The sequence below is a fragment of the Pseudomonas parakoreensis genome (genome assembly GCF_021602155.1).
In the GTDB taxonomy this organism is placed as follows: domain Bacteria; phylum Pseudomonadota; class Gammaproteobacteria; order Pseudomonadales; family Pseudomonadaceae; genus Aquipseudomonas; species Aquipseudomonas parakoreensis.
This window is the reverse complement of record NZ_BQHY01000003.1, coordinates 366,172-382,433: the sequence shown is the minus strand read 5'-3', so window position 1 is coordinate 382,433 and position 16,262 is coordinate 366,172. Positions and strand designations below refer to the sequence as shown.

The 16,262-nt window shown below is 54.7% G+C and carries 18 protein-coding genes; 7 read left to right on the top strand and 11 right to left on the bottom strand.

What is annotated here, in order from left to right; translation table 11 throughout:
• Positions 1 to 113: 113 nt before the first annotated feature.
• Positions 114 to 335 (top strand): hypothetical protein, encoded by a 222-nt coding sequence (locus L6D63_RS06435; RefSeq protein WP_034139784.1) that lies wholly within the window; start codon positions 114 to 116, stop codon positions 333 to 335.
• Positions 336 to 470: 135 nt separating this feature from the next.
• Here L6D63_RS06435 and L6D63_RS06430 read toward each other — a convergent pair whose 3' ends face one another.
• Positions 471 to 1,697, bottom strand: coding sequence for a zinc-dependent alcohol dehydrogenase (locus tag L6D63_RS06430; protein WP_131670691.1), 1,227 nt, complete (start codon positions 1,695 to 1,697; stop codon positions 471 to 473).
• Between the two features lie 433 nt (positions 1,698 to 2,130).
• On the opposite strand from L6D63_RS06430, the gene L6D63_RS06425 reads away from it, so the two are divergent.
• A complete protein-coding gene (locus L6D63_RS06425) occupies positions 2,131 to 2,946 on the top strand; it encodes an alpha/beta fold hydrolase (protein WP_034139786.1) in 816 nt (271 codons plus the stop codon).
• A complete protein-coding gene (locus L6D63_RS06420) occupies positions 2,936 to 4,108 on the top strand; it encodes a PAS domain-containing sensor histidine kinase (protein ID WP_131670692.1) in 1,173 nt (390 codons plus the stop codon). Before L6D63_RS06425 ends, L6D63_RS06420 begins: the two co-directional genes overlap by 11 nt.
• Before the next feature lie 14 nt (positions 4,109 to 4,122).
• Here the strand turns inward: L6D63_RS06420 and cydB are convergent, their stop codons facing one another.
• The 3 genes from cydB to L6D63_RS06405 all read right to left on the bottom strand — a co-directional run bounded on the left by cydB (position 4,123) and on the right by L6D63_RS06405 (position 8,373).
• Entirely contained in the window at positions 4,123 to 5,124 is a 1,002-nt protein-coding gene (gene cydB, locus L6D63_RS06415) for a cytochrome d ubiquinol oxidase subunit II (RefSeq protein WP_034139788.1), read from the bottom strand.
• A 12-nt stretch (positions 5,125 to 5,136) separates the two neighbouring features.
• Complete coding sequence (locus L6D63_RS06410; RefSeq protein WP_034139789.1) at positions 5,137 to 6,513, bottom strand: cytochrome ubiquinol oxidase subunit I; 1,377 nt, start codon at positions 6,511 to 6,513, stop codon at positions 5,137 to 5,139.
• 282 nt (positions 6,514 to 6,795) lie between these two features.
• Complete coding sequence (locus tag L6D63_RS06405; RefSeq protein ID WP_034139913.1) at positions 6,796 to 8,373, bottom strand: sensor domain-containing diguanylate cyclase; 1,578 nt, start codon at positions 8,371 to 8,373, stop codon at positions 6,796 to 6,798.
• Between the two features lie 335 nt (positions 8,374 to 8,708).
• Between L6D63_RS06405 and L6D63_RS06400 the strand changes: the two genes are divergently transcribed.
• A complete protein-coding gene (locus L6D63_RS06400; RefSeq protein WP_034139790.1) occupies positions 8,709 to 9,119 on the top strand; it encodes a response regulator in 411 nt (136 codons plus the stop codon).
• 80 nt (positions 9,120 to 9,199) lie between these two features.
• Here the strand turns inward: L6D63_RS06400 and L6D63_RS06395 are convergent, their stop codons facing one another.
• Positions 9,200 to 9,451 carry a hypothetical protein gene (locus tag L6D63_RS06395; RefSeq protein WP_034139791.1) on the bottom strand — a complete coding sequence of 84 codons (252 nt, stop codon included), beginning with the start codon at positions 9,449 to 9,451 and terminating at the stop codon, positions 9,200 to 9,202.
• Positions 9,452 to 9,647: 196 nt separating this feature from the next.
• Between L6D63_RS06395 and L6D63_RS06390 the strand changes: the two genes are divergently transcribed.
• Together L6D63_RS06390 and L6D63_RS06385 are read left to right on the top strand one after the other, a co-directional pair.
• Positions 9,648 to 9,905 carry a DUF6555 family protein gene (locus L6D63_RS06390; protein ID WP_034139792.1) on the top strand — a complete coding sequence of 86 codons (258 nt, stop codon included), beginning with the start codon at positions 9,648 to 9,650 and terminating at the stop codon, positions 9,903 to 9,905.
• Positions 9,902 to 10,150: a hypothetical protein gene (locus L6D63_RS06385; protein ID WP_052199021.1), complete on the top strand. Its 249-nt coding sequence runs from the start codon at positions 9,902 to 9,904 to the stop codon at positions 10,148 to 10,150. The genes L6D63_RS06390 and L6D63_RS06385 overlap by 4 nt, the downstream gene beginning before the upstream one ends.
• Before the next feature lie 22 nt (positions 10,151 to 10,172).
• Here L6D63_RS06385 and L6D63_RS06380 read toward each other — a convergent pair whose 3' ends face one another.
• From L6D63_RS06380 to L6D63_RS06365, 4 genes are all read right to left on the bottom strand, one after another.
• Entirely contained in the window at positions 10,173 to 10,709 is a 537-nt protein-coding gene (locus L6D63_RS06380; RefSeq protein WP_034139914.1) for a hypothetical protein, read from the bottom strand.
• 205 nt (positions 10,710 to 10,914) lie between these two features.
• Entirely contained in the window at positions 10,915 to 11,415 is a 501-nt protein-coding gene (locus L6D63_RS06375; protein WP_034139794.1) for a YciE/YciF ferroxidase family protein, read from the bottom strand.
• Positions 11,416 to 11,561: 146 nt separating this feature from the next.
• On the bottom strand, positions 11,562 to 12,491 hold the full coding sequence (locus L6D63_RS06370; RefSeq protein ID WP_034139795.1) for a ZIP family metal transporter: 930 nt from the start codon (positions 12,489 to 12,491) through the stop codon (positions 11,562 to 11,564).
• 234 nt (positions 12,492 to 12,725) lie between these two features.
• The gene (locus L6D63_RS06365) at positions 12,726 to 13,610 is read right to left on the bottom strand and encodes a manganese catalase family protein (protein WP_034139796.1); all 885 of its coding nucleotides are present in this window, start codon (positions 13,608 to 13,610) and stop codon (positions 12,726 to 12,728) included.
• A 337-nt stretch (positions 13,611 to 13,947) separates the two neighbouring features.
• Here L6D63_RS06365 and L6D63_RS06360 point away from each other — a divergent pair, with 337 nt between their 5' ends.
• Complete coding sequence (locus tag L6D63_RS06360) at positions 13,948 to 14,388, top strand: low affinity iron permease family protein (protein WP_080761495.1); 441 nt, start codon at positions 13,948 to 13,950, stop codon at positions 14,386 to 14,388.
• A 50-nt stretch (positions 14,389 to 14,438) separates the two neighbouring features.
• On the opposite strand, the gene L6D63_RS06355 is transcribed toward L6D63_RS06360, so the two are convergent.
• Both L6D63_RS06355 and L6D63_RS06350 read right to left on the bottom strand, forming a co-directional pair.
• The gene (locus L6D63_RS06355; RefSeq protein ID WP_034139797.1) at positions 14,439 to 14,699 is read right to left on the bottom strand and encodes a DUF1652 domain-containing protein; all 261 of its coding nucleotides are present in this window, start codon (positions 14,697 to 14,699) and stop codon (positions 14,439 to 14,441) included.
• 436 nt (positions 14,700 to 15,135) lie between these two features.
• Positions 15,136 to 15,936 (bottom strand): alpha/beta fold hydrolase, encoded by an 801-nt coding sequence (locus L6D63_RS06350; RefSeq protein WP_131670693.1) that lies wholly within the window; start codon positions 15,934 to 15,936, stop codon positions 15,136 to 15,138.
• Positions 15,937 to 16,262 lie beyond the last annotated feature (326 nt).

Below are 16,262 nucleotides of genomic sequence, written 5' to 3'. Positions count from 1 at the left end.
CTCAACATACTCTCGTGCGGCTCGGCGTTTTAAACTCTAGCCACCCACTCGTCACCGGTATTGAACCGTAAACGTGCAGACCTTTCTACCGTCCATACTTGGAGGGTCATGTCATGTATGAAGACAGAAAAGCACAGGCACTGGAAACCTGGCAGCGACTATTCACTCATCCTGAAATTCGAATGAGCGCTCCTGAGCAATACGATGAATTACTGCGCCTTGCCGAGGAGTATTGCGAAGAGGGGTTCATCACCAAAGAGGAGCGCAGATCGATGATTGAGAAAGCGACGGCAAATTATCGGCGGGCAGTTGAAGGCATGGGCCAAGGAACCTAGGGGTGTTCTGGTTTATGACGACGGTAGCCTGCTGCAAGTATAAAGCCTGTCATCCAATGGTGAGGACAGGCTTCACTCCAACAGTCACGGCTTAAGTTTTGGCACTATCAGCGGCCAGCAGGATAAGGGTTACCGTTAAGCGACTGGGACCATTGGCGGAGTCTCATTCACGTCGGCCAGTGGTACGTCGCTGCTGCCAGGTGTCAGGATAACCTTGCGACAGTTTTCCTGTTTCTTGTCGAAGATCCGGTAACCTTCCGCTGCCTGTTCCAGCGACAGCCTGTGGGTGATGATGGCCTCGGGTTGCAACCGACCCGTCTCAATGTGTTTCAACAGCTCAGGCAAGAACCGCTGCACATGAGTCTGACCCATTTTGAACGTCAGGCCCTTGTCGAACGCATCGCCGAATAGAAAACCGTGAATGAACCCTGAGTACACGCCGGGCACACTGACCACGCCGCCGCGCCGTACCGCAGCGATGCACTGGCGCAGTGCTTTGCCGCTACTGCCTTCCAGCTTGAGCGTGGCGAGTACTGTTTCGGTGGTGCTGCCCTTGGCTTCGAACCCCACGGCGTCGATCACCCCGTCCACGCCCCTGCTACCCGGAGTCTGCCGGATGATGGTGTCGGCCGGATCATCATCTTCATCAAAGTTGATCGGGATAACACCGTAAGTACGCTGCGCATATTCAAGGCGATACGCATGATGATCGACCATGAAGATGCGCTCAGCACCGAGCATGCGGGCGCAGGCGGCGCTTAGCAGTCCCACCGGGCCAGCGCCGTAGATGGCCACACTCGAACCTTGACCGATATTTGCATTGAGAACCGCCTGCCAGGCGGTTGGCAGGATATCGGAGAGAAACAGCACCTTCTCATCCGCCAGCGTGCCTGGAACCTTAAATGGCCCAGTGTTGGCTTTAGGCACTCTAACCAGTTCAGCCTGACCTCCCGGAATGCCGCCATACATTCGGCTATAACCGAACAGTGCCGCCGGCGGCGGAATCAGTTTTTTGTTCATCGCCGCGCCCGGGCCGGTATTCGTCGTCTCACACGCGGCGTAAAGCTCCTGTTGGCAAAAGAAACAATCACCACAGGCGATGACAAACGGGATCACCACCCGATCACCGCGCTGGACCGCAGTCACGCCAGAACCGGTCTCCTCGACGATGCCCATGAACTCGTGACCGAAGATATCGCCATGCTCGACGGTGGGAATCTTGCCGCGATACAGGTGCAAATCAGAACCACAGATGGCTGTGGCGGTGACGCGCAGAATAATGTCGTCCGGCGCTTCTAGTACCGGATCCGGCACGCTCTCGACTCTGACGTCATGGGCGCCGTGATAAGTCATTGCTCGCATGGTGATGTCCTCGTACGTTCAATAAAAGACGTTGGTCTTCATACCGAAGGACTCGGGCACACTGGAGTTCAGTAAGCTTTCTCAAAGTCAGATCAGCGGACGATAACGAAGGAATTCAGGACGCAAGTCCGATTTAAACGGTAATCCGATCATTCGACATAGACAGCTACCGGGTGGTGACTTTCATCGCATGGATTCCACCCAGCATGATTTGAACCAAAAGCCACAGAAGCTGCCAAAATCATTCGCTTAACGTACCGAATAAAAATCACCTCCCCCGCCATCCGACCCCATAGTACTGATAGATCGCAGCACGTGTTTTCTGAATACTCTCTTAACGGGTAGCTATTGTAATGGTCTGCATGACCGCAACCCGCGCTATCTACAATGCCGAAAATGCCAAAAGACCTTAGATACTCTCGGGATGACGCGCATGAACCTGCGATACCGCAACAACATAAAAGTGATGGGTGAAGGTCCTTCGACACTGATCTTTTCCCACGGTTTTGGCTGTGACCAGAGCATGTGGCGCTATTTGGTCGACCACTTCACGTCTCGTTTTAAGATTGTCCTTTATGACCTTGTCGGGTCGGGGCAGTCAGATATCGGCGCGTATGATCGGGAAAAATACAGTTCCTTGATGGGATACGCCCATGATCTGGGTGAAATCGTCGATCATTTTGCCACTGGTGAAGTAATTCTGGTCGGCCACTCTGTTAGCGCCATGATAGGTGTCCTACTGGACCGCCTATGCCCTGGAAAAATTGCGGCGCATGTGATGATTGGCCCTTCACCCTGCTACATTGACTCCGATGACTATGTGGGGGGATTCAAACTCGAAGACATCCAGTCCTTGCTCGACACGCTGGACAGCAACTACCTTGGCTGGTCCAGCAATATGGCACCGGTAATCATGGGCGCGCCCGGGCAACCTGCACTGGGAGAAGAACTGACCAATAGCTTCTGCCGTACCGACCCTGAGATCGCCAAGCAATTCGCACGCGTGACGTTCATGTCAGACAATCGCAAGGACGTTGCGGGATTGGTCACACCAACCTTGATTCTGCAATCCACCGACGATTTCATCGCTCCCATCGCCGTAGGTGAATATCTGCATGCTGTACTTCCCAACAGCACACTCAGCTTGGTGGCTAACGTTGGTCATTGCCCACACATGAGCGCACCGAGTGCCTGTTCGGAAGCCATGGACAGCTTCCTGACGCTGAGGGCAGGTGCGGATGTCGACTGACGCACCGCCAGGTCCCGACTCGCAGACACTATTTGAAGGCGCGCCTTGCGGCCTCGTGGTTACGCAAGAGGACGGGACGATTTTGCTCGCCAACCTGACATTTTGCTGTTGGATCGGCTTCGACGCCTGCTCTTTGATCGGGCGGCGTTTCCAAGACCTGTTGACAATAGGCGGCCGTATATTTCACCAAACCCATTGGGCGCCGCTGATGCGTATGCAAGGCTCAGTAGCCGAGGTGAAGCTCGATCTGGTCCACAAGGACAAACATTGCGTCACAATGCTGCTTAACGGTGTAAGGCGCGAAAATGCCGATGGTGCTTTTTTTGAACTGGCACTATTCACGATAAGCGATCGCGACAAATATGAGCGCGAACTACTCAGCTCCCGAAAAGTCGCCGAAGGTCTACTGCACGAGAAAACCGTTGCGGAAACTGCGCTTCAGCTTGCTCAAAGCGAGTTGAAAATAGCCTACGAAAAGGCCGAACGTCGTGCCTCATTCGCCGAGCAGATGGTTGCTATCGTCAGCCATGACCTGAAAACACCGCTGACTGCGATAAAAATGGCGTCTGACATGTTAACCAGAGACGAACTGTCTGCTAAGCAATTCAAAATGCTCGGCCATATCAGCCAGTCAGCTGGCCGCGCTGAACGAATGATTGCCGATCTGTTGGACTTTACCTTGGCCCGGGTCGGCCGAGGAATAGCAGTAACGCCGGCCCCGGTTGATCTGCATACTTTAGTCAGCCAGAGTGTCGATGAATTGCGCGTCGCTTTTCCCGCTGCAAATTTGCAGCATCACTGCAATGGATCGGGTATCGCATACATTGATGCAGATCGGGTACAGCAAGTTATTGGCAACCTGGTTGCTAACAGCGTTGCTTATGGAGATTTGAAGCAGCCGATCATCATCACTTCATCTTGTGAAGAGCATCAAACCATTGTGTCCGTTCGCAACCAGGGCGCGATTATCCCTGAGTCATTGATGGCGACTCTATTCGAACCCATGATCCGCGGCACCAACGACCGTAACGCACGCAGCGTAGGGCTTGGATTGTTCATCGTGAGGGAAATCGCCCGGTCACATGGAGGGAACGTCACGGTGCGTTCCAACACCGAAGAAGGCACAACGTTTGAAGTCTTTTTTCCACAAATTCAGTCTTAGAAACCCGCAATTTTTCAGCTTTTTGTTCCCACACGTACCTTGCCGCTGAAGACTCTGAATCCATAGGTGTTGTAGATCAACGTCACCGGTATCAACACGGCAAAGCCGACGAGCATGAAGACCTGGCTATTGGGCTTTGAGGTGGCGGCTTGTAGCGTCAGACCCGGGGGAATGATCAGCGGGTAAAGCGCGACGAGCATCAAGGCGAACGCCAGTACGAATACACCCAGGGCGCAGAACAGCGGTACCCAGTCAAAACGACTGCGAAACCCTGATCGGAATACCGCCAGCAAAGCCATCAGAATCAAAACCGCGGGTACCCACACCACCGGCGCCGTCAGCCGCTGCGAGTACTGATCGTGCAAGGTGGTGGTCCAAGCGACTAAAACCAGCAGAAGCCCTGCCGTGCCCCAAGCCAGCTGCTTCGCCTGACGCGCAGAACGGTGCTGCAGTTCATCAACGGTTCGCCAATACAGCCAGCAAGCGCCCAGCCAGGTATAGCCCAGCACGAGTACGAGGCCGCAAAATAGCGGAAAGGGTTCGAGCCACTCGCGGCCATCGCCACTGTACTGACTGCCCAGATGGGGGACGCCTTTGACCAGGGTGCCGAGCACAATACCTTGAATCAGTCCCGTGCACAGGGAGCCACACAGCAACACTCCGTCGATCAGCCGTTTAACGCGCTCGCTGGGCGCGTGATCACGAAATTCAAGCGCCATTGCACGCAGTATCAATGCCAGAAACATGGCGATAAATGGCACGTACAGCGCGGGGAGCAGAATGGCGTAGGCCAGCGGAAACAAAGCCAGAAGCCCGCCGCCACCGAGAACGAGCCAGGTTTCGTTGGCATCCCAAATCGGCAGGATGGTCACAGCCATGGCGCGTCGATTGCGGCTGCTATGCGTCAGGCCCAGCAGTATGCCGACACCCAGATCGGTTCCGTCGAGCAACACATAGTTCATCACCGAGAATGCCAGAGCTGCTGCACACAACAGGGTCAGCCAGTCAGTGTCCATCGACTCGTTTCCTCAAGACCGTCCGGTTTCGTCAGGCAGTGTTGGTTGCGGACCCGGCTCGCCACGGCGCGGTGGCTCACGTAGCAAACGCATCAGCACCCACAAGCCGATGCCGAATACCAGCAGATAGAACAGCAGAATTCCCCACGTAGAAGTCACCACCTGCTCGCGTGAGACCCGTGACACGCTGTCGGCCGTGCGCAGTAGCCCGTAGACGGTAAAGGGCTGACGCCCGACCTCAGTGACGATCCAACCACTGAGCATCGCTACAAATCCCGTTGGGGCCATCAGCACACAGCTCCATAACCACCCGCGTGCAATGTACAGACGCTTACGAAAGCGAAGAACGAGGCTGGCGATGCCTTGCGCCAACATCATCAACCCCAGCCCGACCATCAGGCGAAATGCGAAAAATACTGGCGGCACCGGCGGAATGTCCTCAGGCGCGAACTCGTCCAGTGCGGCGATGGTGCCGCTCAGGTCGTGACGAAGGTAAAGCGAGCCGATCCGCGGAATAGCCACTTCCCAGTGATTGCGTCTTTCGGACATATCCGGCCAGCCGAATAGGCGCAGCGGTTCACCCGCACCTGCGGGTGGACGCGTCCACGAACCTTCAATGGCGGCTACCTTCTGCGGTTGAACCTTCAAAGTGTGTTCGCCATGTAGGTCGCCGACCACAATTTGCGCGGGAGTTAGAGCCACGACCGTCCAAAAGGCCATGGACAATTGCAGGCGTGCGCGGGGATTGTGCGAGCTTTTGAGCAACTGCCAGGCACTGGCGCCGGCCACCAGCGTTGCCGAACCCAGCAGCGCGGCCAATGTCATATGCGCCAGGCGATAGGGGAACGAGGGATTGAAAATGATCGCCCACCAGTCTTCGGCCAGAAAGCGCCCCTCCCCTGACATCGAATAGCCTGCGGGTGTGTGCATCCAGGAGTTGGCCGACAGTATCCAAAATGCGCTGATCAACGAACCCATGGCTACGGCACCAGTTGCGAAGAAATGCAGTCGTGGGCCGACCTTCTTCAATCCGAAAAGCATGATGCCCAAGAACCCGGCCTCGAGGAAAAACGCCGCCAACACTTCGTAGAACATCAACGGTCCAAGAATATCGCCCGCCTGTACCACCAGACGCGACCAGTTCAGCCCAAACTGATATTCCAGAATCAGCCCTGACGCCGTACCCACCGCCACATTAAGGGCGAATATCTTGAGCCAGTAGTGATAGACATCCAGATAGACTTCGCGACCGGTCTTGAGCCACAACGCCTCGAGTACCAGTAGAAAATTCGACAGACCGATGGTGAACGCCGCCAGCACGATGTGAAAACTGATGGTGGTCGCGAACTGGGCACGCGCCGCCGTGAGGACTGAGTCGAGGGCTTCCACGTATGACTCCCGGCTTGTGATCAGACGATTAGGTTGCTTAACACTTCTGTGAGCGCTTGCCGCTATGGCGTTTCGCTTTCTCACTCGAGAATTGGAACGTTTCCACTCAATGGTTGAGCCGACCTAATCATCATAGTTGCGTCTACCAACAGTGATAGCGCACCCATTTGTCGTTTTGTAGGCAGGCGAGGAGCACTGCTGTGGTACCTGTGGCGAGCAGATACCGAGGATGCTTTTCAGGGAGCACGCTTGAAGTGTTTTTTGCGCTCGCTTGTTCGCCTTTCAGTCAGCGATCACGCTCATGTTTCGGCCGCTGGTCTTGGCAATGTAAAGCGCTTTATCAGCAGCACCAATCAGATCGTCCGGGGTGTCCTCAGTTCTTGGGCTACAGGCGCTTACACCGATGCTGACCGTCACTATCCCCTGCTCGCTGTCTTTGTGTGCAATCTGCGCTTGTTCTACTGCGTTGCGGATCTTTTGCGCGACGATAAAAGCCCCAACGTAATCGGTTGCCGGCAGAACAACTGCGAACTCCTCGCCGCCAAATCGTGCAGCGAGATCGCCTGGTCTCTTAATGTTTTCAAGGATGATCCCACTTAGCCTGCGTAGACACTCGTCACCGACCAAGTGGCCATACCGATCATTGAAACGCTTGAAGTGATCGACGTCGATCATCAGCAAGGCCAGGGTGGTGTGACTACGTTTGGCCCTTCCCATCTCAGCCTGCGTGAACAAGTCGAACTGGCGACGGTTTGCGAGCCCGGTCAGTGCGTCTTCCAAGGCGAGCAGTTCCAGGGTTCGATTCACATCAAGCAGCTTGTCTTGAGCGCCCAGTAATTCGTTTTGAATTCGGTTCTGTTGTTTCATCAACCGGATGAAGCGATAACCGATCCCACCCAAAACGCTCATCAGCAAAATTACGATGGCGGAGCTCATCAATGTTTCCTGCCACCAGCTTGCCAATACCTCCTCTTTATTCATGGCTGAAAACACCACGAGAGGATACCCACTGACCCGTCGAAACCCGACGACGCGTTCTACACCATCTACGTATGATCTGACCGTGGCCGTTCCAGATGGCCCCTTTGGTAGCAACTGGGTGAATAGCGGGCCGTCCGCAACACTGCTGCCAATGATCGCATCGTTAAAGGGGCGTCGGATGATGATTCTGGCGTCGGAGGAAATCAGGTTGATAACGCCATTACTGCCAATATCGATGCTGTTGTAGAGCTTGAGAAAGTGATCAAGATAGATAGTTGCCAATGCCACGCCGGCAAAACTGCCATCAGGGTTGTTGATCCTGCGCGACACCGGCAGGACCCAATCGCCCGTTGAGCGACTTTTGATGGACAGCCCTACATGCGGGCCTCGGTCAGGATGATCGCGATGGTAGATAAAATACTCACGATCGGCGTTATTTGCGTTCGGCGGCAGGATGCCGCTCGAGTCCGCTATCCAGGCGCCGTTCTGGTCATAGATAAATAACCCATGCAACTGTGGCAGCTCGTTTCGCTGTGCATTGAGAAGACGTAGTAGGAGAGGTAACTGCTCCGGGCTCATTCCTTCCGTTTCAATTCGATCGACCAAGCTGAACAGCACGGTGTCGGCTTGTTTGATGGATGCCTGAGCTTGTGACGCCAGGGTTTGCGCGAGGTTGGCCATTGACACTTCCTTGTCGTGCAACCGGTAGTCACGCGAATTCCAGCCCTCCCAGATGGCAACCACCACTAGCGAAAGGCAAACTGCCAGGAGAAAGCCGATCGCTGCGCGAACCTTGTCTTTCGTCACCCCGTGCTCAGACGTGGTGAGCTCTGCTTCCTTAACTTTTGCAAGACCAGCTGCGAAAGACTCGTGAGGCATAATTTGCCCTTTATGATATTGAGCGGCGAGACATTCCCTTAGCTCGTTTTGACTCAATGTGCACCCGCAGGCGCCCGACACCATTCGACCATACTCCAAGAAAATTGGGTGAACTGGCAAGGGAGGGCATCAAGATCCCATGGATTAGGGGGTCTAGGTCTCAGACGAATTGTGGCACGCTGATTTTTTCTCATCCGGGAACATGTCGTAGATCTAAGTCTCCAATGCCGCGGCGGTCGACTGGTGGGTATTAATTCCTGGACGATTCAGTTCCGGTACTACACTGACGGACGTGAATTTTCTTTTGAACTCTGCAGACGTTAAGGATCCGGAGATTGAAGCTCACTTGGGAAGGTCTACTGCCAATTTCTGGCAAAGTCATCGTGATTGAAGACGATCCGACGCTTCGTATGCTCATGGGCGATATCCTGAAGGAAATCGGCGCACAGTCCCTAGCCTTTGAGACAGCTGACGATGCTTTGACATATTTGCTTGAGGCGCATGTGCCGTGCCCTCTGGTGGTGGTGGATCATGCATTACCGGGACAGATTCAGGGTGCTGAATTTATCGAGATGGTGAAGGGCAAGTGGCCTTCCACGGGATCCATCCTAATCTCTGGCTATTTGCTGGAGCCATCAACTATCCCCCGTTCGACCCAGTACCTGCAAAAGCCGTGGTCATTGGATGACTTTGTCGTGGCGGTGGCAGCGGTTTTACAGCCAGGCTATCCGTTGCGTAAAAACTGACTCGCTGCGCTTCGGTGATCGCGCGGATTGCCGAGCTTCTTCAATGGCTTTACACAGATCACCCATCGCGGCTGGTAGTGCTAATCATGGTAGTCAGCGCCGGCGACGGCACGAAGATAAGCCTGATCGGCCTCAATACGCAGCTCACGCCATTCCTGCCAGGTCACGACGCCCAACCGATCCATTTCATCAGCTAGACGCAAAAGTTCGTCGTGGTAAGCATCCGGGCAGTCCATTCGCAGCGTGCAATCATCCATTGCGCTATGCCAGCGATCGTAGGCACGTAGCTTGGCCTCTTGCTCTGGAGAGAAAAGGATTTTGCAGCTGTTCATGGTGATGACTCTGCGACATGGTTTGCCAGTTGAGCCAACTGCTTTGAAGACAGTTCAGAGGAGCCGACCAGAGGACAAATACCTCTCGAAGGGAGCGCTTTGCACCAAGGTGTATTGACAGCCACATTCCTACATATTTTTTTGGAATTTTTCGGCAGCGCATCGCTCCTTTGCATATGAGCAAAAGGAGGGCCTCATGAATCGCACTGATCTGTACGTCATTGAATATCGGCTTCACGGGAAGCCAAAGTCGTTCGTCATTCGATCGCCCAAAATGCGAAACGCGGATGCTTGGCATTGGGCATGTTGCGACGCGGATTTGGCGCCTATCCCAAAACCGGGGAAGGCTCCGCTCAAGGTGTTCAGCAAGCCTATGGCTGAGAGGTTCGGCGTGACAGATGTGAGATGGCGGGAAACCACCAAAGTAGCGTGGACGGAGGCAGTTTCAATATGACCCAAGACACAACGCAATCAGCGGTATCATCGACCGACGATGAGCTAGCGCGAAATGCAGCTCTTTTCCTCGAGGCGGACCGGCTGGAGGCGCATGCCTACAGCATGCTTGAGGGCGACTCTACCAGTGCAGTGTCCTGGGAGCGCTTTACTGAAGCGAAAGCGCAGGCCGATGCTAAGCGTATCGAAGCGCAGCAGGATCTCCTGCGCATTCGCGGTCAACTCATAAATTCTCCGGGGACGTGAGCATGTACATGGGGCCTCAAGGTTAACCGAACGGCTTCGTGAGCTGGATGAGCACCGACCAGAAACCCAGCAGGATCCAGAACGTTGCAAAAATCCAAGGGGTGCGCACCGAGAACAACAGCGCCTTTCGGTACCCCTTATGGGTGGACTCTCGCTCGCAAAACAGCGGTGATTCATCGTAAGCCATGCCCATCACCGGCTCGCTCCTCAATAGCTCGCTCTGCTTGTAGTACCAATGATCGATGATGTCGTAGGCCGCCCGAATGCCGGGCCATGCGTTGAGCGTGCTGAGTAATCCCAACAGCGCGAGAAAGGGAGGCACGATCAGCGTGAAGAGCTTGCCCCACTCAGGGTTGAGATTCCCCATGCAGGACGCGAACGCGATGACCAGAAAGGATTGCGCCGCCAGATAGGCGTCAGTCCGGTTGGCCAGGATCGAGGTCTCGTAATGAATTTCGCGACGATAAAATTCCAACCGTTCTTTGGGCGATCCGAACATCTTGGCGTTGTGTTCGGTCAACTCGGCCTCGCTGGTCGGTGAAGTCAGGATTCTTGGCAACGCGTTTACCTCAGAAATGACCTGCAACGATGATCATCTATTTTTGTGTTCCAGTGGGATGGCCCATAAAGGTCCAGAAGCAGGGCAACCGCTGCACCGGCGATCCATAAAGTATCCGGCTTGGATAAGGCGAGGTCAGCTTGGCTAAAAGAACGCCACGGTAACGAAAGTCGCCGTGGCGTTCTTACCGCCTCAATTTGAATCTTTATTTTTTCTCGAGGGTCGCAGCCTGGTTACCGCCTTGCTCCGCGATCTTCGACAGCTTCTCGTCGGCGCCTTTCTCCTCAGCCAGGGTGGCCTCCAGCAATGCAGCGGCATCGTCGAGTTTCAGGTGCTTGGCCATCGCGATCAGCGTGCCGTAACTGGCGATTTCGTAGTGCTCGACCTTTTGCGCAGCGCCGATCAGTGCTGCATCCAGCACCGCACCTTTGTCGATTTCGTCCAGTAGCTCTTTGGACTCCTCGACCAGGCCCTCCATCGCAACGCACTTCATGCGTTTGAGCTTCAGTCCAGTCAGCTCGACCAGCTGATCGATACGTTCGATTTGGCCCTGTGTTTCTTCAAGGTGCGAGGTGAAGGCTTCAGCAAGCAGCGGATTGGTCGCCGCCCGCGCTAGGCGCGGCAACGCTTTGGTGATCTGTTTCTCGGCGCTGTAAACATCGGAGAGTTCATGGATGAACAAGTCTTCAACAGTTTTCCTAGCCATTTCTAACTTCCTTCTGGTCAATGGATGTTTACCCGAGGCGTGATGAGGATTGCTCGTCCGCCATCGTGGTGATCATGAAAACTGACCAAGCTCTTTTAAGAGGCGTTCCAAGATTTTTTCGCTTCCCGGATGAAGTGTTCATCCCATTAGCCCAGTGCGGTATCGAGGAACATCATCACCCCGAATCCCAACATCAGACCGAGGGTCGCAGGTGTCTCGTGGCCGTTACGGTGTGTTTCAGGAATGACTTCGTGGGACACCACAAAGATCATCGCGCCGGCTGCGAGACCTAAGGCAATTGGATAACCCAAGGCGAAACCACTCGATACGCCGAGTCCGACCACTGAGCCCAAGGGTTCCATCAAACCGGAACCGATGGCGATCAACGCCGCCCGCCAAGCAGAGATACCGGTGACGCGCAAAGCCAGTGCAACGGCGAGCCCCTCCGGGATGTCTTGAATGGCGATGGCCGTCGTCAGCGGCAGGCCCACTTTCATATCGCCATTGGCAAAGCTGACGCCGATGGCCATGCCCTCCGGCAGGTTGTGCAGGGTGATGGCCAGGACAAACAACCACACTCGATTGAACCGTTGAGAGTCCGGTCCGCGCCTGCCGCTTTCCTGATGCTCATGAGGCACGAAACGATCTAGACCGATCATCAATGCCACACCCAGAGCCAGTCCAAACACCACAACACAGGCGGCCAGTAGCTGGTTTCCACACAGTGCCTGAGCGGCCTCAATGCCCGGAAGAATCAACGAGAAAGAGCTCGCTGCCAGCATCATGCCGGCGGCGAACCCCAGCATGATGTCTTGGGTACGCGAGGCAATATCGCGAAGGATGATCGCCACCACAGCGCCCAGGGTGGTCGCGGCGAATCCAGACAACCCTCCTAATGCCGCCAGACGCAGATTTTCCTTTTCAGCCCCTACCAGCGCCGAGTAACCACTGAACAACAGCAAACCAGTGACCAGCAGGAGCGTCGACCAAAACAGCACCCCAGGCCAACCGCCACTGGATGCCATGCCCAACCAATTGCGCAGTGAGGGTCTCGCAGACGATGAGGAAAGTGACATGTCGCCTCCTATCGTCCGGCTGGATGTTTCCCTGTGGCGTTGGCGGTCGAGTGACGCAACGTCTGGGCGATCCGCATAGCGGTCCGATCAAAGGATGCAGCGGTTGCGTTGAAGCGATCGGACAAGGACTGCGCCAGGTCATTGTTGAAAACGCCGGTATTCGAATTCATGCCGTGTACCTCGGATTGCATGGATAAAGAAACCGCACGCCGTTGTGGCGTGCGGTATTGGTCATCAAGCGTTCGGTTCACCCTGAACACCCGCGCCAAGATCGGCGCCGGTGATGGGATTGCTGTCCGGGTCGGACATGGTTCGTGCCTTCATATCCAGCAGCAGTTCCTCTTCTTCAGCGCTTAGTTGAACACTGGCGGTACCGTCACCGCCGTCCACGGCAGGCGCGGGGTTTTCCACGTACTCCCAATCGTCGCCCTGGTTCCACGGACCACGGGTGCTGCCTTCCCCTTGCGACATGTTGAAGTACACGTTGGTGAACTCCGGCATGCCGGGGAGCTTGCCCTGCGGGAAGTTCGGCTGGATTGCGTGGAGTGCTTTTTCGAAGGACAGTTGGTGGGCGATTTCGCGGGTCATAAGAAAGCCCAGTGCTTCTTTAACGCCAGGATCGTCCGTCACGTTCATCAGCCGCTCATAGACGATTTTTGCGCGAGCCTCGGCAGCAATGTTGGAGCGGAAGTCGGCCGTCGGCTCACCGATCGTATCGACATAGGCTGCCGACCAAGGCACGCCGGCGGAGTTGGTCAGCGGTGCGCCGGCGCCATACAGCAGGCTGGTGATGTGCGAATCGTTGCCCGCACCATTGATGGCCCGGTACAACTCACCTTCTTCTTCAACGCCCTCGGCCATTCGGCCTTTGGCACCCTTGTTCAACATAACGATGATGGAGCCGACGATTTCGAGGTGGCTTAGCTCCTCTGTCGCAATGTCCATCAGCAGGTCTTTACGGCCCGGATCATCTTCGGCCAGCGCTTGGGTGAAGTATCGCGATGCCGCCGCGAGCTCTCCCTGTGCGCCGCCAAATTGTTCAAGTAACAGATTGGCCAAGCCTGGATTGGGCTCGGCAACCCGCACGGTGTATTGAAGTCGCTTGTTATGTAGAAACATGACAAATCTCCTCAGGTCAGACGAGGCTCGATGCTCATTCGAGAAAGATCGAATGCGAGCTCACAGACATCTGAAGCGAATTCCGTGTGAGTAATTGCAATTTGTTTTCAGTCACGGCGACAAGCGGCGCGGAATGACTTTTTTTGAGACTTTAATCGCCAGTCGTCGGCCTTCCTCGGAGGCTTCGCAAACTTTTGCGTGATCAGTCAGCTCAACCGCTATCAGAGTTAGGAGCGTTTCCGATGGAGGAATTGCGAGGAGAGAGAAGACATATGTAACAAAGAATTTCATAGAGTTTGCGTGGTCGAAATGGCATCTCCCACTTGGATTTATGGTCATGAAATTCGCAAAGTTTTGCCAAGCACTCTCGAACTGGGCCGGCAGCTCGAAAACCTTTCTGATAGCTATTCTGCTGATCATCGCTTGGGCGTTAACGGGTCCGTATTTTCACTACAACGACACCTGGCAACTGATCATCAACACGTCAACAACGATCATCACCTTCCTGATGGTATTCCTCATCCAGAACACACAGAACAGGGATAACGACATCTTGCACCTGAAACTCGATGAACTGATCCGAGCAACAAAGGACGCGCAGAACGCCTTCATGTCATTGGATCATCTGGATACCAAGGAGCTGCGTGAGTTACGCAAGCGTTACAGCACGATGGGAGAAGAGGAAGAGGTGAATCTTGAGTGCACGGAAACTGCATCCGTAACGCAGGACATCCAAAAGCCCGCCGCGCTGCCTCCGGCGGAAACGCCAATGCCCTAGCAGTCGCGATGAGGGCTTAGGATTGGCTAAGCCCTCGGCACCTACAACTATCAACGGGTGGCAGCGATACCCGACAGGTTTCTTTGTTTGTTGGTCGCCAGATCGTACCGAAGCTCAGCAATCAGCTCTGAGATCGCCCGAGGACTGACCAATGTATTCGTCGAAATTCCAGTGACAAGCAGATCGACGCTGCCCGTCGCGGGATCAGTCACTCGGACCTGTAGTGAATTTCCAGTCACTAAAGTGCATTGGCACTCCAGCGGTCGAAAGCTCTCTTCAATGATTCTGCGCAGCTCCAGGGTCGAAATCATTCATTTCCTCCAGTGTCGTATCCCGAAGCAAGACATGTAGTGTTGAGTGGCAGATGCAGGCCCTAGGATTTCTCGAGCCATTGCGATCAAGACGATACATTTCTGGCGACAAAAGTTTGGCTTTCAAGGCCGAAACGGATACTGGTTCACATTTTCACGGTATTTAATCGAGCGTCAGTTAACCCGTTGGATGTAAACGCGCCTACCTATCCGTAGCCGGTGGTGTCAGCATCATCACTGATGAAGTTTAGGTTATCCAAATGAAAGGCTGGAGGATGCCGACGCAAGGAGCTTAAGCAAACCCAGTTCGAAACGCGTGATTCCTGTAGACCGGCCCAAATTGATTGCGAGAATCTGGTGTTTGCAGAGATGTATAAAACGGAGGGAGCGGGCAATTACGCAGAGGTCTACTGAAGCTGAATGCTCACGTGGCCAGTTAGGTGAGGTTGGCGATCGCGGGCTTTTTATCGTCGTGCGGTCGCTCAAGGAATTCGCGTATGACTTCGGCGGTTTGCTTAGCACTGGTCAACACGAAGAAATGACCCTCGCCACGCAGAACATGCAGTTCGGCACGGCGAATGCCGTGACGCAAAATGTGCCCGTTATAAAGCCGCACCAGCGGATCGCGATCGCCGGCGAGAATGAGCGTCCGCTGGCGAAGGCGGAACATACGTAACAGGCTCGTCCAGCCGACCAATGCCGTGAATTGACGGTAATAGGTTTGGGGATTAACCGAGAGCATCCCATTCGCAACCCCGAAATGCATAAGCGCCTTTGTCGAATTGCGCCGGCCTTTTTGCTTATGCGGTTTGGCGCTTTTAGCCATGCTAAAAAAATCCAAGATATCAGCGGGTTTTACCAACATTGCTGGGCCGGCCGAGGTCGCAGCGAGTATCAAGCGACGCACCATGCTTGGATAACGTAGAGCGAATTCCTGTGCCAAAGCACCGCCCCAACTCACGCCGAATACATCGACTTGGTCGAACCCCAATTGCTTGAGCATCTGAGCGATCGTATCGGCATAACGCGGCAGACGCATTGGCCAACGCGGCGTCTGCGATTTGCCGACGCCGGGAACGTCCAACGTGATGGTCGTGTAGTCGGTCAGTTCATTTCGCAGAGGGTCGAACGCACGGATTAAGCCACCCATGCCGTTGAGCAGAAGCAGAGGTGAACCCTGGCCACGGATTGAAACGTTTAACTGCAAATCGCAAATGGATAATTTCTGAGTTGTCATGATGCTCCCTTTTTGCCCCCATCCTGACGGATCACTGTATGCAGTCCGCGTATGGAGCGGAAACACTGATCCCGCGCATGCCCCGGCTTGAAGGAAGTCCAGTTACAAGTCCCTCTCGCACACGATCCTCGCTGTATTTGAGACTCAAGGTAATCACAAAGCTCCAATAGTCGAATTGTGGAAGGGCTCTGCAATGGGATTCCCACCTGTTGACTGCGAAATCGTGGAGCAACGACTGCAACACTGTGCCAGTTCGACAGTCGCGAGTTAATGTCATACGAACCTTCCCTGCTCGACGGGATGTACTGCTCGGATGCCAAGTGCCG

Bases quoted from the DNA above. Each gene is read 5' to 3' on its own strand.
- L6D63_RS06390 (WP_034139792.1), top strand. From the start codon at position 9,648: ATGAATCGCACTGATCTGTACGTCATTGAATATCGGCTTCACGGGAAG.
- L6D63_RS06355 (WP_034139797.1), bottom strand. From the start codon at position 14,699: ATGATTTCGACCCTGGAGCTGCGCAGAATCATTGAAGAGAGCTTTCGA.
- L6D63_RS06395 (WP_034139791.1), bottom strand. From the start codon at position 9,451: ATGAACAGCTGCAAAATCCTTTTCTCTCCAGAGCAAGAGGCCAAGCTA.
- L6D63_RS06365 (WP_034139796.1), bottom strand. From the start codon at position 13,610: ATGTTTCTACATAACAAGCGACTTCAATACACCGTGCGGGTTGCCGAG.
- L6D63_RS06375 (WP_034139794.1), bottom strand. From the start codon at position 11,415: ATGGCTAGGAAAACTGTTGAAGACTTGTTCATCCATGAACTCTCCGAT.
- L6D63_RS06350 (WP_131670693.1), bottom strand. From the start codon at position 15,936: ATGACAACTCAGAAATTATCCATTTGCGATTTGCAGTTAAACGTTTCA.
- L6D63_RS06360 (WP_080761495.1), top strand. From the start codon at position 13,948: ATGAAATTCGCAAAGTTTTGCCAAGCACTCTCGAACTGGGCCGGCAGC.
- L6D63_RS06435 (WP_034139784.1), top strand. From the start codon at position 114: ATGTATGAAGACAGAAAAGCACAGGCACTGGAAACCTGGCAGCGACTA.
- L6D63_RS06370 (WP_034139795.1), bottom strand. From the start codon at position 12,491: ATGTCACTTTCCTCATCGTCTGCGAGACCCTCACTGCGCAATTGGTTG.
- L6D63_RS06405 (WP_034139913.1), bottom strand. From the start codon at position 8,373: ATGCCTCACGAGTCTTTCGCAGCTGGTCTTGCAAAAGTTAAGGAAGCA.
- cydB (WP_034139788.1), bottom strand. From the start codon at position 5,124: ATGGACACTGACTGGCTGACCCTGTTGTGTGCAGCAGCTCTGGCATTC.
- L6D63_RS06425 (WP_034139786.1), top strand. From the start codon at position 2,131: ATGAACCTGCGATACCGCAACAACATAAAAGTGATGGGTGAAGGTCCT.
- L6D63_RS06385 (WP_052199021.1), top strand. From the start codon at position 9,902: ATGACCCAAGACACAACGCAATCAGCGGTATCATCGACCGACGATGAG.
- L6D63_RS06420 (WP_131670692.1), top strand. From the start codon at position 2,936: ATGTCGACTGACGCACCGCCAGGTCCCGACTCGCAGACACTATTTGAA.
- L6D63_RS06430 (WP_131670691.1), bottom strand. From the start codon at position 1,697: ATGCGAGCAATGACTTATCACGGCGCCCATGACGTCAGAGTCGAGAGC.